The organism is Ruegeria sp. I1 (assembly GCF_056532675.1).
Map to the genome: position 1 here is coordinate 170,023 of NZ_JBQFNM010000010.1, position 15,583 is coordinate 185,605.

General features: G+C 58.2%; 13 protein-coding genes. 6 read left to right on the forward strand and 7 right to left on the reverse strand.

What is annotated here, in order from left to right:
• Positions 1-326: 326 nt before the first annotated feature.
• Positions 327-761, reverse strand: a complete 435-nt coding sequence (gene hpaR / locus ACR0DH_RS17655; RefSeq protein ID WP_480543556.1) for a homoprotocatechuate degradation operon regulator HpaR — start codon at positions 759-761, stop codon at positions 327-329.
• Between the two features lie 186 nt (positions 762-947).
• Here hpaR and ACR0DH_RS17660 point away from each other — a divergent pair, with 186 nt between their 5' ends.
• Complete coding sequence (locus ACR0DH_RS17660) at positions 948-1,724, forward strand: aldolase/citrate lyase family protein (protein WP_480550884.1); 777 nt, start codon at positions 948-950, stop codon at positions 1,722-1,724.
• Here ACR0DH_RS17660 and ACR0DH_RS17665 read toward each other — a convergent pair.
• A complete protein-coding gene (locus ACR0DH_RS17665; RefSeq protein ID WP_480550882.1) occupies positions 1,721-2,863 on the reverse strand; it encodes a DUF3095 domain-containing protein in 1,143 nt (380 codons plus the stop codon). The two genes, ACR0DH_RS17660 and ACR0DH_RS17665, sit on opposite strands and share 4 nt — an antisense overlap.
• 137 nt (positions 2,864-3,000) lie before the next feature.
• Here ACR0DH_RS17665 and ACR0DH_RS17670 point away from each other — a divergent pair, with 137 nt between their 5' ends.
• The 3 genes from ACR0DH_RS17670 to ACR0DH_RS17680 all read left to right on the forward strand — a co-directional run bounded on the left by ACR0DH_RS17670 (position 3,001) and on the right by ACR0DH_RS17680 (position 6,368).
• Positions 3,001-4,173 (forward strand): MFS transporter, encoded by a 1,173-nt coding sequence (locus ACR0DH_RS17670; RefSeq protein WP_480543562.1) that lies wholly within the window; start codon positions 3,001-3,003, stop codon positions 4,171-4,173.
• 22 nt (positions 4,174-4,195) lie between these two features.
• Positions 4,196-5,233: a glycosyltransferase family 4 protein gene (locus ACR0DH_RS17675; RefSeq protein WP_480550880.1), complete on the forward strand. Its 1,038-nt coding sequence runs from the start codon at positions 4,196-4,198 to the stop codon at positions 5,231-5,233.
• A gap of 112 nt (positions 5,234-5,345) precedes the next feature.
• Entirely contained in the window at positions 5,346-6,368 is a 1,023-nt protein-coding gene (locus ACR0DH_RS17680) for an aspartate-semialdehyde dehydrogenase (RefSeq protein ID WP_480550878.1), read from the forward strand.
• Between the two features lie 159 nt (positions 6,369-6,527).
• Here ACR0DH_RS17680 and ACR0DH_RS17685 read toward each other — a convergent pair whose 3' ends face one another.
• On the reverse strand, positions 6,528-7,427 hold the full coding sequence (locus ACR0DH_RS17685; protein WP_480550876.1) for a type IV pili methyl-accepting chemotaxis transducer N-terminal domain-containing protein: 900 nt from the start codon (positions 7,425-7,427) through the stop codon (positions 6,528-6,530).
• A 392-nt stretch (positions 7,428-7,819) separates the two neighbouring features.
• Here ACR0DH_RS17685 and ACR0DH_RS17690 point away from each other — a divergent pair, with 392 nt between their 5' ends.
• Positions 7,820-8,926: a TIGR03032 family protein gene (locus ACR0DH_RS17690; protein WP_480550874.1), complete on the forward strand. Its 1,107-nt coding sequence runs from the start codon at positions 7,820-7,822 to the stop codon at positions 8,924-8,926.
• 287 nt (positions 8,927-9,213) lie between these two features.
• Here the strand turns inward: ACR0DH_RS17690 and ACR0DH_RS17695 are convergent, their stop codons facing one another.
• Together ACR0DH_RS17695 and ACR0DH_RS17700 are read right to left on the reverse strand one after the other, a co-directional pair.
• Positions 9,214-9,714 carry a hypothetical protein gene (locus ACR0DH_RS17695; protein WP_480550872.1) on the reverse strand — a complete coding sequence of 167 codons (501 nt, stop codon included), beginning with the start codon at positions 9,712-9,714 and terminating at the stop codon, positions 9,214-9,216.
• Positions 9,715-9,986: 272 nt separating this feature from the next.
• Positions 9,987-11,297, reverse strand: a complete 1,311-nt coding sequence (locus tag ACR0DH_RS17700; protein WP_480550870.1) for an aminotransferase class I/II-fold pyridoxal phosphate-dependent enzyme — start codon at positions 11,295-11,297, stop codon at positions 9,987-9,989.
• A gap of 97 nt (positions 11,298-11,394) precedes the next feature.
• Here ACR0DH_RS17700 and ACR0DH_RS17705 point away from each other — a divergent pair, with 97 nt between their 5' ends.
• Positions 11,395-12,294: a LysR family transcriptional regulator gene (locus ACR0DH_RS17705; protein ID WP_480550868.1), complete on the forward strand. Its 900-nt coding sequence runs from the start codon at positions 11,395-11,397 to the stop codon at positions 12,292-12,294.
• On the opposite strand, the gene ACR0DH_RS17710 is transcribed toward ACR0DH_RS17705, so the two are convergent.
• A complete protein-coding gene (locus ACR0DH_RS17710) occupies positions 12,291-13,283 on the reverse strand; it encodes a helix-turn-helix domain-containing protein (RefSeq protein ID WP_480550866.1) in 993 nt (330 codons plus the stop codon). The genes ACR0DH_RS17705 and ACR0DH_RS17710 overlap by 4 nt on opposite strands.
• A gap of 84 nt (positions 13,284-13,367) precedes the next feature.
• Positions 13,368-15,583: aminomethyl-transferring glycine dehydrogenase (gene gcvP / locus ACR0DH_RS17715; RefSeq protein WP_480550864.1), on the reverse strand; the 2,216-nt coding region annotated here is incomplete at its 5' end.

The window sequence follows — 15,583 nt, forward strand, 5'->3', positions numbered from 1 at the left end:
TCTGCGCGATCTGGTGCAGAGCGCTTTATCAACCGCCAGAACCGGATCGTTGGAATGCCGGACAAACAGCACGATCAAAGCGACGAAAAGAAACCACTTGCGGACCAGACAGCAAGTCGGCAAACGAGCATGACCGCTTCGGAGCACACGCAAAGGTTTAGGTCCATCCCCCTGGATCCTAAGCCTCGGTAACGAACCAATTTTCGGTTCTGCACGTCTTCGAAGCACGGGCCAGGCACATATCCAGTCCGGGTCTGGCCAAACCCCGTCGGAGAGTTCCCCCTACCATCTCCGACGGGGTCATAAACCTAAGGCCGGACCAGATCTTAGCTTTCCAGATCATTGAGTTCATTGAGAAGATCCAGCAGCATTTCATGCTTGTCGGGGCCAAGCTGGCTGCGCACCCGTTTGGCCTGTTCCACACTCACGGCCAAATTAGCGTGAATGATCTGAACACCCGCATCACTGATTTCGACAATCTGACGACGACCATCCTGAGGATGGCGGCGGCGCAAGATCAGGTTTTTCTGCTCTAGCGTTTGAAGAATACGGGTCAGGCTGGGCAACAGCAGGCAGGCGCGTTCAGCAATATGCGTCGGCTCTTGCGGGCCTTCTTCGTTCAAGACACGTAGCACCCGCCATTGTTGTTCGGTGACACCGGCATCCACCAACAGCGCACGAATTGGCCCCATCACCTTTTCCCGCGCCCGCAACAGCGCGATGGGTAAAGATCTTGAAGTTAACGGTAAATCATCGGCCATGTTTAACCTTACCACGGTATTGGCGGAACGGCGCTTGCCGAGTTCCAGCCAAGGTCTGCGGCAATGCCTCGGGAATGCGATTGCTTGAAATCTCAAGCGGTTTGTTTCCAAAAGCTATGGATATTGACCGAGACTGCATGACAGAATGTAGCAGAATCTCAAGAGTCTCATACAGGACACAGCAGAATGCCCGCCCCAAAAAACACATTCAAACAGGCTCTGGCACAGGGCAAACGGCAGATCGGCTGCTGGATGAGCTTCGCCGAACCCACCACTGCCGAGGTGATGGGAACCGCAGGGTTCGACTGGCTGGTCATTGATGGAGAGCACGCGCCCAATGATATCCGGTCGATCCGGGATCAGCTGATTGCCTTGGCCAACAGCCCGTCTCATCCCGTCGTCCGCGTACCGGTGGGTGAGACCTGGCTGATCAAGATGATTCTGGATGCGGGCGCGCAAACCGTTTTGGTGCCGATCGTCGAAAGCGCCGAACAAGCACGGGAACTGGTCCGTGCTTGCCGCTATCCACCCGAAGGTGCACGCGGCGTCGGCGCAACATCCGCGCGCGCGACGATGTATGGATCAACCCAAGACTACATCCAGACCGCCGATCAGGAAATCTGCCTGTTGGTGCAGGTGGAAAACCGCGCTGGTATGGCGGCGCTGGATGAAATTCTACAGGTCGACGGGATTGATGGGGTCTTTATCGGACCCGCCGATCTGTCGACCGATATGGGCTATCAGGGCAACAGCGCCGCGCCAGAAGTGCGCGCCACCATCGCCGACGCCATAAAACGGATCAGGGCCGCTGGCAAAGCGCCGGGGATTCTGGGCACCAATGATGAGGCGACCCAAGCCTATCTGGACATGGACCCGCTGTTTCTAGCGGTCGGCATTGATGTCATGCTTCTGGCCAACGCGGCGCGCGCGCTGTCGGCGCAATGGAAATCTGGCCAGGGCTAGCCCCGCATCAAAGCCGCCGCCTGCGCATACCCGCCGGATGCACCATCAACGAAATGAACGTGATCATCCCGCGTGGCGGCGGGCACAAAGCAGGTCATCATCGCCTCATCCTGTGCATGCAGACCAAATCTGATTTTGCCGCGCCCGCGCGCCTCTTCCAGCATATGTTCGATCTGGTCCAGCGTGGCATCGTCGCAATCCAGCGTCATCTTCAGCCCATCGTCGAATTTGCGGAAATCGGCATTGCGACTGACCATGCGCTTATAGTGCTCGGGCTCGAACTGACCCATACGCTTATTGGTCCAGAACAGGATCGCAATCAGAAGGTTCTGCCCCAGCAACTTCAGCTTTTGCAGCAACAGGCTGCGACCGGTTCGCGATACATGCGCATCCAGATCAACACCCGGTGGCGGCCATGTCATGGGCGGGCCATTTTCCGGCACCGGGTGACCCGCGCGGTCCAACCCGTCCGAGGCGCGCAAGACCGATTGCGCCAGATCGGCAAAGTCACGTTCGGTTGCCTGCACCGTGGGTTGCACCACAACCGAAACGATGCGCCCATGCTGCGCCGGACTGTTGGACCAGCGACAGGACAGACCGGTCAGATCTGGCTGGCTGCCCGGTTCGGCCAGCGGCACCTGATGTTCTCCGGCTTTCATCTGTGCCTCGGCCCAGGCCAAACCACCGCCCGAGAACATTGCATAGTCCACCCCGTTCGATGGCGCATACCGGGCCACGCGCAAATCCTTTCCCGCCTGACGCAGCTCTGCCACGGGCACCAACGCCGCCCGCAGCGGCATTGAAAACTCTTCCTCAGCCCAGCGCCGTAGCGCGGCAAGCGTCTGGCGGGCCTGATCGGCGGCACTGGGCGGCACGGCAAGCCCGGCACCGTCTCCACCAAAGACATAAGGAAACAGTTTGCCATCCATCGTGTTGATCATGCCCGAGATCACAGCCGCGCCCACCATGTTCACGGTCTTGTAGCGTCCGCGCGCAATCTCTCCGGTCGAGTCGACGATATCGGCAACGCCCAGAACCCATTCATCCGGGACAGCCGCAAACGAGGACGGATCCGCCAGCTGATTGAAATCGCGCAGCAGCGGCAGGTTTTCGTAAAATGCAGAATGGAGGTCTTTCATGGTCCCCCTCAGATTGAATTGAATGGTCAGATAGCTCAAACGTGATCAATGTCTGTTACCTGCAACATTCTACACGCGCTTGTGCGTTTTACCACAACATGCCAAGGAGTGATCGCAAGATTTGAAGGGGACGTTAGATGAAATCTGGGCTGGTTGTACTGTGTCTGGCCTATGTCCTCAGCCAGTTCTTTCGCGCGTTCCTTGCGGTCCTGAGCCTTGATCTGGAACGCGACATCGGCGCCACGCCCGAAGATCTGGCCTTTGCCTCGGGCCTTTGGTTTTTGGTCTTTGCGGCCATGCAAATCCCGGTCGGCTGGGCGCTGGACCGGGTCGGCCCGCGCCTGACCGCTGCTGTATTGCTGCTGGTCGGCGGTGCAGGTGGGGCGGTTGTGTTTGCCGTGGCCACGTCCGCCGTTCACGTCAGTATTGCGATGGCGCTGATTGGGGTTGGGTGCTCTCCGGTTCTGATGGCGTCGTATTTCATCTTTGCACGCGAGTATCCGCCCGCCCGGTTTGCCACGCTTGCAGCAGTGATGCTGGGCGTGGGATCGGTGGGCAATCTGGTCGCTTCCTACCCAACCGCTCTTGCGGCTGAAATACTGGGCTGGCGTGCCACCCTGCTGGGCCTGGCTTTGGTTTCTGCAGTTGTCGCCCTTGGCATCTGGATCAGCGTGCGCGACCCGGCCAAGGTTGAAACCGAGCATAAGGGATCGGTTCTGGACCTGCTCAAAGAACCCGCCTTATGGCTGATCCTGCCCTTGATGCTGGTGGCTTACGCCCCCTCGGCCGCGCTGCGTGGATTATGGGCCGGTCCTTATCTGAACGATGTCTTTGGGCTCAGCACCACCCAGATCGGCACTGCAACGCTGATCATGGGGGCCGCGATGATTGCAGGGACCTTTGCCTACGGTCCGCTGGATCGCATTCTGGGCACGCGGAAATGGGTGATCTTCGGCGGCAACGCGCTGGGCGCTGCGGCTTTGGGTCTGCTGTGTGTGTGGATCGACAGCGCGGTCTGGGTCTCGGTCCTGCTGCTGGCAGTCATTGGGTTTCTGGGGGCCAGCTTTCCGGTTATCATGGCCCATGGCCGCGCCTTTGTGCCGCCGCATCTGATTGGGCGTGGGGTCACCTTGCTGAATCTGTTTGGAATCGGAGGCGTCGGCATTGCACAATTCGTGACCGGGCGTATCCATGCGGCAAACGCCGCTACCGGAGCCACCGCACCCTATCTGGCCATCTTCAGCTTTTTTGCCGTGACCCTTGCCATTGGCTGCGTGATCTATCTATTCAGCCGGGACAGCCTGGACTGATTGGAAACCGGAGGGACGGCCCGTGCAGGATATCGAGGTGATCGCACCCAACCTGAAACACAGCCTGTCCGGGGTCACAACCACGGTCATCCGCCTGCTGCCGATCCAGAAAGAGATGATCGGGATCGTCGCTACCGGTCCCGGCCTGCCCGAAGACCTGCCGCATATCCGCCTGATCAAGGTTCCGTTCCTGTCGAACCGCACCTGCCGGGTCTGGCACGCGCGACGCAATACCGAAATGCTGATGGGGCTGTTTCTGCGCAAGGTCCTGCGGCGCAATCTGAAACTGCTATTCACCTCTGCCGCGCAACGGGATCATTCGGGGTTTACCAAGACACTGATCTCGCAAATGGACGCGCTGATCGCGACAACGCCGCAGGCGGCCTCGTTTCTGCAACACCCGTCAACCGTCATCATGCATGGCGTAAACACCGAACTGTTCCATCCAGCGACCGACAAACAAACACTGCGCAACAAGCTGGGCTTGCCCAGTGGCACCCTGATCGGTTGTTTCGGGCGCATTCGCCCTCAGAAGGGCGTTGATCTGCTGGTTGACGGCGCACTGAACGTCCTGCCCAATCACCCCGATGCCCACATCATCTTCACCGGCCGCGCCACCAGCGAATTCGAAGGGTTTCAAGCCGAACAGGAATCCAAACTACAAGCCGCAAGTCTAGCTGACCGTGTGCATTTCCTCGGCGAACGCCCGTGGGAAGAGATTGTCGAGACCTACCGCGCCCTCGATCTGTTCGTCGCCCCCGCCCGCCACGAAGGGTTCGGGCTGACCCCGCTTGAGGCAATGGCCTCGGGCGTGCCCGCGATTGCCTGTCACGGCGTAGGGGCCTTTAGCGCCCAGATTAAGGATGGCGAAACCGGGCGGCTGGTTGAAAAAGACAATGCCCCGGCATTGGCCCAAGCGCTGGATCAGATGCTGTCCGACCCGGCCCAACTGGCTGCCGCCGGACAGGCCGCTCGCGCCCATGTGGAGCGGAATTTTCGAATCGAAGGCGAGGCGGAAGCCATCGTAAAGGTCTATCGATCTCTGCTGGACGCCGATTAGAGTGCGGTGAACGCCTCAAATCCGCGTCATTCATCGAAAACCGATCCGAAAGCTCTTTTTTCTTTGCTGCAACGCGGCTATGAACGCGCGTCCTTAACTTTGGAGACATGAAATGGGCTATCGCGTCGTTGTCGCCGGCGCCACAGGTAACGTGGGCCGCGAAATGCTGAACATCCTGGCGGAACGCCAGTTCCCGATCGATGAAATTGCCGCTCTGGCAAGCCGTCGTTCGCTGGGGACTGAGGTGACATTCGGCGACAAGACACTGACCACCAAAGACATCGACACATTCGACTTCACCGGCTGGGACATGGCGCTGTTTGCCATCGGCTCGGACGCAACCAAAACCTACGGCCCCAAAGCGGCCGCAGCGGGTTGTGTGGTGATCGATAACTCATCGCTTTATCGCTACGACCCGGACATTCCGCTGATCGTGCCGGAATGTAACCCGCAAGCGATTCACGACTACAAAAACAAGAACATCATCGCCAACCCCAACTGCTCGACCGCGCAGATGGTTGTCGCGCTGAAGCCGCTGCACGACCGCGCACGTATCAAGCGCGTAGTCGTGTCGACCTATCAGTCGGTTTCGGGTGCCGGTAAAGAGGGCATGGATGAGCTGTGGGATCAAACCAAAGCCATCTACAACCCCACGACCGAGGTTGAGCCGAAGAAGTTCCAGAAACAGATCGCATTTAACGTCATCCCGCAGATCGACGCCTTCATGGAAGACGGCTCGACCAAGGAAGAATGGAAGATGGTTGTCGAGACCAAAAAGATCGTCGATCCGTCGATCAAGGTTACGGCCACCTGCGTCCGCGTTCCCGTGTTTGTTGGCCATTCCGAGGCCGTGAATATCGAGTTCGAGGAATTCCTGGACGAAGACGAAGCCCGCGACATCCTGCGCGAGGCGCCGGGCATCATGGTCATCGACAAGCGTGAAGAGGGTGGCTACGTCTCGCCCATCGAGTGCGCGGGCGATTTCGCCACCTTCATCAGCCGCATCCGCCAGGATTCGACCATCGAGAACGGTCTGAACCTGTGGTGCGTCTCGGACAACCTGCGCAAAGGTGCTGCACTGAACGCAGTTCAGATTGCCGAGCTTCTGGGCCGTGAGGTTCTGAAGAAGGGGTAAGAAAACCACCCTGACAAGAATATACGAAGCCCCGCAGCATCACCTGCGGGGCTTCTTTGTTGTCTGAACCCGACGCGAATGCGCCGATTCAGACAGCGGCGTGCAAAATCTATTGAGTGAGAAGGTGTTGATTAAACCGCCAGTTCTGGACAAACCGGATCAGGACCCGATCTTGATGGCATCCTCATAAAGAAGAACCGCCCGTTCGGATTCGTTTTCAAGAACATCCATCTCAGCGCAGAAATGCACAACGTCATCAAGGCTGGGAACATCTGCGGCGTTCAAGGCTTCCACAGTCGGCTGAAGCTCGGCCCAATAGGCTTTTACCTGCTTCAGCGCAGCAAGCGAGGCGTCGCTTGGAGGCGTGGACATCTTGATATAGTCATTGCCGCCATCGATCAGCGCGTCGACGATCTTGCCAAATTTCGCAGCGTTCTTCTTGAACTTCTCGTGGTGCTCCGCCGTGTCTTTTCCTGTCGCGGCCAGGGCGATTTCCTTGCAGATTTTCTGCGTGATCATCCGCTGCCGACCCGCAAACTCCAGGGCCAAGGCCATAGACGGTTCGATATCGACCTCGCCATAGGCAGCTTCCAGCTTGCGAACGACCACATGGTTCGCCTCTTCCAAAGGTCCCACATCGCCCACGATCATGGTCAATTGCGCGTCGTTCACGGATTTGGTGGCAATAATATCCTCAACCGCGATCCGATAGGGCGCCCACAATGTTGCGACTTCCTCAAGCGCTTTGTTGACCGAGTAGAACCGCTCGCGATCGATGCCCGACGAACCCTTGCCCTCTTTGAAACCAAGCAGGATATCGTCAAACTCGTCATGCGCTTGTTGTAGTTCGGTCAGAGCCTTGTCGGCTTCGGAACCCAGGCTTAACAACACGGTGGCTTTTGCGACTTTCTCGGTTAGAAAACTCAGCTTTTCTGCGGCCAGAATGCGGTGCGCCACCTGACCCGCCGCCATAGCAAGTGCGTAGCCCCCAACCGGCAAGAATGCTGCTAGCCCAAGTCCCAACGTTCCAGTGACGAAAACACGACGATCGATACTCATTTTTCTACCTAACCCTGCTGCTTTTGCATGTGCATATCGAGCAAGAAGCGCCGCAATTGTCCCAGCGTAATGTTGAAAATAAGAAAATATGGTGACCTTTTGCGGCTGAAATCCGCAGATTCACGCGCTAATCAACCGTATCAGCTAGGGATTCCGATCAGGGTTGTGTCCACCATCGACCCGTCGGCTTTTACGCAGGTTGATATCAGCGAGGCGCGCGCTCCAATTGGCCCAGACGGGTTTTCTGTTGGGAAATCACCGTGACGGGTACACCAGCCTGAAACCCCTGTTGTTGCATTCACCGGGTGCGTGTTTAGAAATCGAGTGGTCTGGACAAGTCTCAGGCCCGCAATAGACCACATCGGCTCAAACAGAAGGCCCCGAGTAACCCCATGATGAACACAGCCTCCGAACAAAACCAACAGGACGCCGTCGAATACAGCCAATCCCGGGGTTTGGTGGATCGGCTGGCGCGATTGGAATGCTCGCTTGCGGTTTCATCCTACCAATCCGGGCTACTGTACCATCTGGGTCGGGGTTCTGACGGGTCGTTGCATGTACATCAGTCGGCCATGCCAAAACCTATGGGGCTGCATTATGACGGCCAAGGCGGGCTGACGCTGGCTGGGGGCGCCGAAATTCTGAGGTTCGAGAACATTCTCGCCCCGCATGAACGCATCAATAACGTCTTCGATGCCTGTTTTATGCCTCGGATTATACATAGTGTTGGTGAGTTGGATGTTCATGATATCGGGCTGTATGCAGATGGCGCGCCGGTCTTTGTGAACACCCGTTTCAACTGCCTGTCGACCCTGTCTAAGCGCCACAGCTTCGTACCTGTGTGGACCCCGCCGTCGATTACGCAGATCGTGGATGAGGACCGGTGCCACCTGAATGGGATGGCCATGCGCGACGGCCAGCCCGCCTACGTCACTGCCGTATCCCAATCCAACACGATTGACGGGTGGAGAGATCGCCGCGTTGACGGAGGCGTGGCCATTGACGTCCAGAACAACCAAGTTGTCTGCAAGGGCCTGTCGATGCCGCATTCGCCGCGCTGGTATGATGGCAAGCTCTGGCTTCTGAACTCTGGCACCGGTGAGCTTGGCTATGTGGACGGGTTGGAGAACGAGGCGCCGGGCCAGTTCAAACCGGTTGCCTTTTGTCCGGGGTTCCTTCGCGGGCTGCGGTTCTACAAGGGATATGCTTTCGTCGGTCTGTCCAAGCCGCGCTACAAACGTTTCGAAGGGCTGCCATTGGCAGATCGGCTGGACGCCGCAGACAGCGACGCGTGGTGTGGCCTGCAGATCATCGACCTTGCCACCGGCACCTGTGTCGACTGGTTCCGCATCGATGGCGCCATAACTGAGCTCTATGATGTCGAGATCATCCCGGGATTTGCAACACCAATGACGGTCAGCCCCGGCAGCACTGAAGCGGCAAACCTGATCACTTGGGATGAACCGAGCTCAGCCGCCACGCCGACGTCGCAAAGGTAACTCAACTCTACGCCTGCCGCACAACCAATATGTTGAACGTCACGCGAAACAAAGCAAGGAGTCGACTACACATCCAGAATGGCATTTAGGTGGCGAGGTCAATGAATTGACATCGCCACCTTGGATTCAGAAACCTAGTTCCATTGCATTGCTATCTAAGGGCGCCCGATCGGCGGTTTGTTTGGGTTGTCTTGCCATTGTTTGAATTTGAGGACGCCGCCAGCGGCTTCCGCAATCGCATCGAGGTACTTGCTTCCTGACATGTCTAGAACCTTCTGTTCGGCGTCCTATTTGATGGTTCCATCAGTATCACCAACCTGTGTATTGGTATCGGCATAGCCGTTGTGTTGGGCTCTGGGCGCGGACTGGAAATGCGCCTCGCCGTCCAAGTAGAAATCACCGCTGGCTTTATGTGATTGTATCAGTTTCCCCCTTGTATCGACGATACCGGAACCCGCATCCTGCATGGTCTCAAGCGGAGAAGGCGTTGTGGCATGATTGAAAGTGTAGCCGCTGAAGGTTGGAGCGACCTTGGAACTACTCTCATCTTGCGTTGCTTCCAATGGAGAGAGGTTGGCAATAAGGTTAACAATTTTCCCAGTAACGGTTGTTGTCATATCCGTTGCTTCATGCGCCGTGCCACGTGATATTTCTGAGTGGCTGATTTTGGCGCCATGATGACCAGCGGCGGCGTAGTGGCCAGGCCCTGCTATGGCAGATCCTGCTGTCAGTGCAATCACCAGTGCCGGTGCAACGATGTGTTTTTTGAGTGTGCCGAAACGTTCCATTTTTGATCTCCTTATCTTGCGGTTACATTTCCAACCTAGGAACGTGACGGCTTTGGGTATTGTGAACAGAGCTCAGTTTTTTGGGATTTTCAATCAACTAACCACGCGGTTGCTTAGCCGCAGATTTTTGTCGTATTAGTTCTTCACGGGCATACGGCCGAAAGTGCTTGACGTGTGGGCTGGCAATGCATGACGCACTGCATCGATCATGAAACCGGTTCACTCGGCAGGTGAAATCATACTGGCTCTGTCGCCTATATGAACATCAAGCTTCACGCATGAACAAAGGATAGGCTGTCAAAGCTTTGCCGCCAGTCGCAAACCTCGGCACCTACGTCATCGCCCGCCAGGCCGCGCGCGATCAGGGTGGCCAGCCTGTCTGCATGATCCGTGGTCATGCCCCATCTTACCAGTTCCGGGGTGCCTATGCGCAAACCGTTCATGTCGCCCTGCACCTCTGGCGCCGGAAGGCCGATGCCGCAGGCCAAAAAACCCGCCTGCCACAGGGTTTTGGACGCGGTTTGCCCACCGCCAAACGCGTTAGCCAATACAGCAAACTGGTGGGAGCAGGTGAAACCCCCTTGGCTAGCAAAGACAGGTACGCCATTGTCATTCAGGCGTTCTGCCAACGCCTGGGCCATTGCGATCATCTGTGCCGCATAGTCGGCCCCGAAATCGCGCCAATCCAGCATCGTGACCGCGAGTGCAGCCGATTTTGCCGCGTCGAAATTGGCCGTCATTCCGGGGAAGGCAATCGCGTCCAGCCGCTCGGCCAGATCAGCCTCATTGGTGACAATCAGCCCTCCGGCAGGGCCGCCTAGGCTTTTGTAGGTGCTCATTGTCATCAGATGTGCGCCTTCGGCCAGCGGGTCACGCCACGCCTTGCCTGCGATGATCCCGCACTGATGTGCGGCGTCGAACATCACTTTGGCACCCACCTCATCGGCGATGACACGTATCTCTTTCACAGGATGTTCGAACAGGTTGAGGCTACCCCCAACCGTGATCAGTTTGGGTCGTTCGCGTTTCGCAATGGCGTGCAGTTGATCCAGATCGATGGTGTATCCATCGGCGTCAACCGGTGCCTCAACCGTGCGCAGCCCGAACAGACCCGCACAGCCCGCCACATGATGCGTGACATGCCCGCCAATCGACGCAGGGGGCGCGATGATCGTGTCACCCGGTTTGCAGGTGGCCATAAATCCATAAAGGTTTGCAATCGCGCCTGACGGCACGCGGATTTCAGCGAAACGTGCGTTGAAAACCTCTGCACAAAGCTGGGTTGCGATCACCTCGATCTCTTCGATGGCCTCAAGGCCCATCTCATATTTGTCGCCCGGATATCCAAGCGAAGGGCGCGACCCGATACCCGAAGACAGCAGCGCCTCGGCCCTCGGGTTCATGACGTTGGTGGCTGGATTGAGGTTGAAACACTCTTTCTCATGAATCTCGCGGTTCCGGTTCGCCAGGTCTTCGATCCGGTCAAGCAATACGGCCGAGGTGCTGCGCGCGGTGGTCGCTGCGATCTGCTGCACAAGCGTTTCACTGGCGTCCGGGACCCAGGATCTTATGTCTATTGTCATTGCTGCATACTCCTTGCTTGGCTTCAGAATGGACGGTCTGCATGACAATGCAAATCAGTTCTGCTATTTCTTGCCCTAGAAAAACTAAGGCTAACGCATGGCAGTTCTTCCCCGACGACCCAAAGGGCCACCCCTGAACGCATTGCGCGCCTTCGAGGCTGCCGCCCGTCTGGGCAGTTTCGTTGCGGCGGCCGAGGAATTGGGTGTCACCGCAGGCGCGGTGTCACAGCATGTCAAAGCTGTTGAGGCGTGGTCCGGCACCAGCCTGTTTGAACGCAGCGCACAAGGCGTTTCATTATCTACCGCTGGTCGTTTGTTGACCGAGGATTTCACACAGGCTTTCGATCTTCTGGCAGCTGCAACCCAAAATCTGCGTAGTCTGGCACCCAACCCCGAAGTTCACATTGCCGCACTGCCATCGGTCGCGCAGCTTTGGTTGCCGCCCCGTCTGGGTCGATTGCGTGACCTGCATCCCAATCTGAACATATCCGTCACGGCGATGGAGAACCCCCCAAGCCTGTCCAGGGATCTGTTTGATTTGTCCATCTTCATATCGCGGCCCGACGAAACCGAAGATCAGATCATCGTCGAAGACGACATCATCTTTCCGGTTTGCTCGCCTAAGCTGGCGCAGGGTATCGATCTTTCAATGGCGCCGCTGCTGCACGATCAGACCTGGGACAGCGATTGGCCAGCATGGTCAGGCGCCACCGGTATCGACATCGGCGATCCGGCACGCGGCCCTCGGTACTCTCTTTACGCTTTGGCGGTCGAAGAGGCAAAATCAGGTGCGGGTGTGCTTATGGGGCATGCCGCATTGGTTGCGCAGGCACTGGATGCGCAGCAGCTCTGCCGTGTGTCTGAACACAGTCACAAAACCGGCAAAGCCCTGGTGATCGAACGTCCACACAGGTCCCGATGCCACCCGGAAATCGATCACGTCATCGATCGGCTGTGTGGAACCGATCCGAACCAGCGCCAAGGTTGGTTTAGCTAACCGGCAGCATATCCGAGATAGCGGCGGGTCCTGATATCCTCTGGCCGCGATCCGCATTGTTCAAACAGGGCACGCGACATGGCTGCGCGTGAGGAAAACCCGGTCGCAGCTACAATTTCGACCAACGACATGTCGGTCTGTCTCAGCAGGTCAATAGCTCTCTCTACCCGAAGCTCTTTATACGTATGCAGAAGCGTCGCACCGGTTTTACACAGGTATCGTCTCTGAAGTTGACGGGTCGAAGCACCCACTGCCTTTGAAAGGTCAGTGATACTCAGAGGCTCCTCGATATGCTCCAGCATGGTCGCCAGCGTCAGAATGACCAGTTCATCCCCACCTGATCTGCGAATAAGCCGATTGGCGGTCTGGCTCTCTATTGCCTGTTTTGGCTCATCCAGGCCAACATATCTGCGTACCGCATCCGCAAGATGCTCGCCATGATCACCCGATACAAAATCGGCCAGCAAACGCAGGGCACTGATGCGGGTATTGGCACTGTGCAATCGCCCGTTGGGTGAAAGATACGTTGAGGCACCGCAACTTCTTATGCCCTGCTCTGACGCTGCCGCCTGAAAACTGGAATGTATCGCTGCAATATGCCCGTCACACCCGCTGGCCTGGGCCAGCAGCATCACAGCGCCCCCAACCAGAATGACCCGGGGCGCCAGGTTCAGCACCTGGGTCGCCCAATGTTTTTGCGAGCCGCTCAGATTCCAACTGTCCTCCAGATCCCCCCAGATGACAGCCGTCCGCCCGGCCCAATACAACGGCCCACCGACCTTATCCTCGGCAAGAGCACGCAGAGTGATAACGTAGCGCTGATTTTCCATCAAACCGTTCAGAGCCCGGTAGAAATCCAACGCCAGCTCTGCCGTCGCGCGGGATGCATTCGGGTGCAAAATGACATCAACATATTGAACCCGCTCAGACACCGCTGCAAAGGCGTTTGCCTTGTTTTCGGGTTCGTTACGCAGGACGTAGTGTTTCATATGTCATGACACTTCTGGTTTGAGTGGCAGAGAGCGGGAAGCGCTCTGCTGCCTGTGGGCACCCCCCCTTTTGGGTGGATGTTTTTATTCAGCGGCTTCGATGTATTCGGTCATTGGGGGGCATGTGCATATGAGGTTTCGGTCGCCATATGCGTTGTCGACGCGGTTGACGGGGGACCAGTATTTGTCGACGCCCATGGAGCCTGGGGGGAAGCAGGCCTGTTCGCGGGTGTAGGGCCGGTCCCAGTCGCCGACCAGATCGCGCACCGTGTGGGGGGCGTTTTTCAGCGGGTTGTTTTCCGCGTCGATCTTGCCGTCGATGATGTCCTGCGCTTCCGAGCGGATCGAGAGCATGGCGTCGCAGAAGCGGTCCAGCTCGGCCTTGGGTTCCGATTCCGTGGGCTCCACCATCAGGGTGCCCGCCACCGGCCAGCTCATCGTCGGCGCGTGGAAGCCGCTGTCGACCAGACGTTTGGCCACGTCATCCACGGTGACATGGGCCGCCTCGTCCAGGGGTCTTGTGTCGAGGATGCATTCATGCGCCACACGACCGGACTCGGAGGTGTAGAGGATCGGATAGGCATCCTGCAGACGCGCCGCGATGTAATTGGCGTTCAGGATCGCCACTTTGGTCGCCTGGGTCAGACCCGCGCCACCCATCAGCAGCACATAGGCCCATGAGACCGGCAGAATGGACGGAGACCCAAAGGGCGCGGCTGAGACCGGACCAACGGCGGTGCCGTATTCCGGGTGGCCAGGCAGGTGCTCTTCCAGATGCGCCTTGACGCCGATCGGACCCATGCCGGGGCCGCCGCCGCCATGGGGGATGCAGAAGGTCTTGTGCAGGTTCAGGTGGCTGACATCGCCGCCAATGTCACCGGGACGCGACAGGCCGACCATGGCGTTCATGTTGGCGCCGTCGATATAGACCTGACCGCCGTGATCATGGGTGATCTGGCAGACCTCCTGCACGGTGGTCTCGAATACGCCATGGGTGGACGGATAGGTGATCATGCAGGCGGCCAGATGATCGGAATGCTTCTCGGCCTTGGCGCGGAAGTCGTTCAGGTCGATATTGCCATTCTCATCCGCCAGCACCGGCACAACCTGCCAGCCCACCATCTGGGCCGAGGCCGGGTTGGTGCCATGGGCCGAGGTCGGGATCAGGCAGACATTGCGCTGCCCTTCGCCGCGGGCGAAGTGATAGTTACGGATGGTCAGCAGACCCGCATATTCCCCCTGCGCGCCCGAGTTGGGCTGCTGGCTGATCGCGTCATAGCCGGTGATCTGGCACAGCTTGTCGTTCAGATCGGCAATCATCTCGTGATAGCCCTGCGCCTGATCTTCGGGGCAGAACGGGTGCAGGTTGCCGAACTCGGGCCAGGTGACCGGGATCATCTCGATCGTGGCGTTCAGCTTCATGGTGCAGGACCCCAGCGGGATCATCGCCCGGTCCAGCGCCAGGTCGCGGTCGGCCAGGCGGCGCATATAGCGGGTGATCTCGGCCTCGGCCCGGTTCTGATGGAAGATCGGGTGGGTCAGGTATTCGCTTTCGCGCAGGGCGTAATCGGGCAGACGGTAATCGACATTTGCGCTGTCATCCTGACGGTCGATGCCAAAGGCGCCCCAGACGGCCTCGATGGTCTCGGGCCGGGTCTGTTCATCTAGGCTGATACCAACCTTGGTCTCGCCGACCTTGCGCAGGTTCACACCACGCGCGACGGCGGCCTCCATCACTGTTGTCTGCAGAGGGCCGACTTCAACGGTGATGGTGTCGAAGAACACTTCCGGTTCCACGGCAAAGCCCGCCTCTTCCAGACCGGCCGCCAGGCGCGAGGTCTTGCGATGCACCGATTGCGCGATGGCCTTGATGCCATCGGGACCGTGGTACACGGCATACATCGAGGCAATCACCGCCAGCAGCGCCTGCGCGGTGCAGACATTCGAGTTGGCTTTCTCACGCCGGATATGCTGCTCACGGGTTTGCAGCGACAGGCGATAGGCCTTGTTGCCGCGGCTGTCGATCGACACACCGATGATCCGGCCCGGCATCGAGCGTTTCAGCTTGTCGCTGGTCGCCATGTAAGCCGCGTGCGGGCCACCATAGCCCATCGGCACGCCAAAGCGCTGGGTCGAGCCGATGGCAATATCCGCGCCCATCTCACCGGGGGATTTCAGCAGCGCCAGCGACAGGATGTCGGCGGCAACGATGGCGATGGCTTTGTGCTCATGCAGTGCTGCGATTTCCGATGTGAAGTCGCGCACATGGCCGTGGGTGCCGGGATACTGGAAGATCGCGC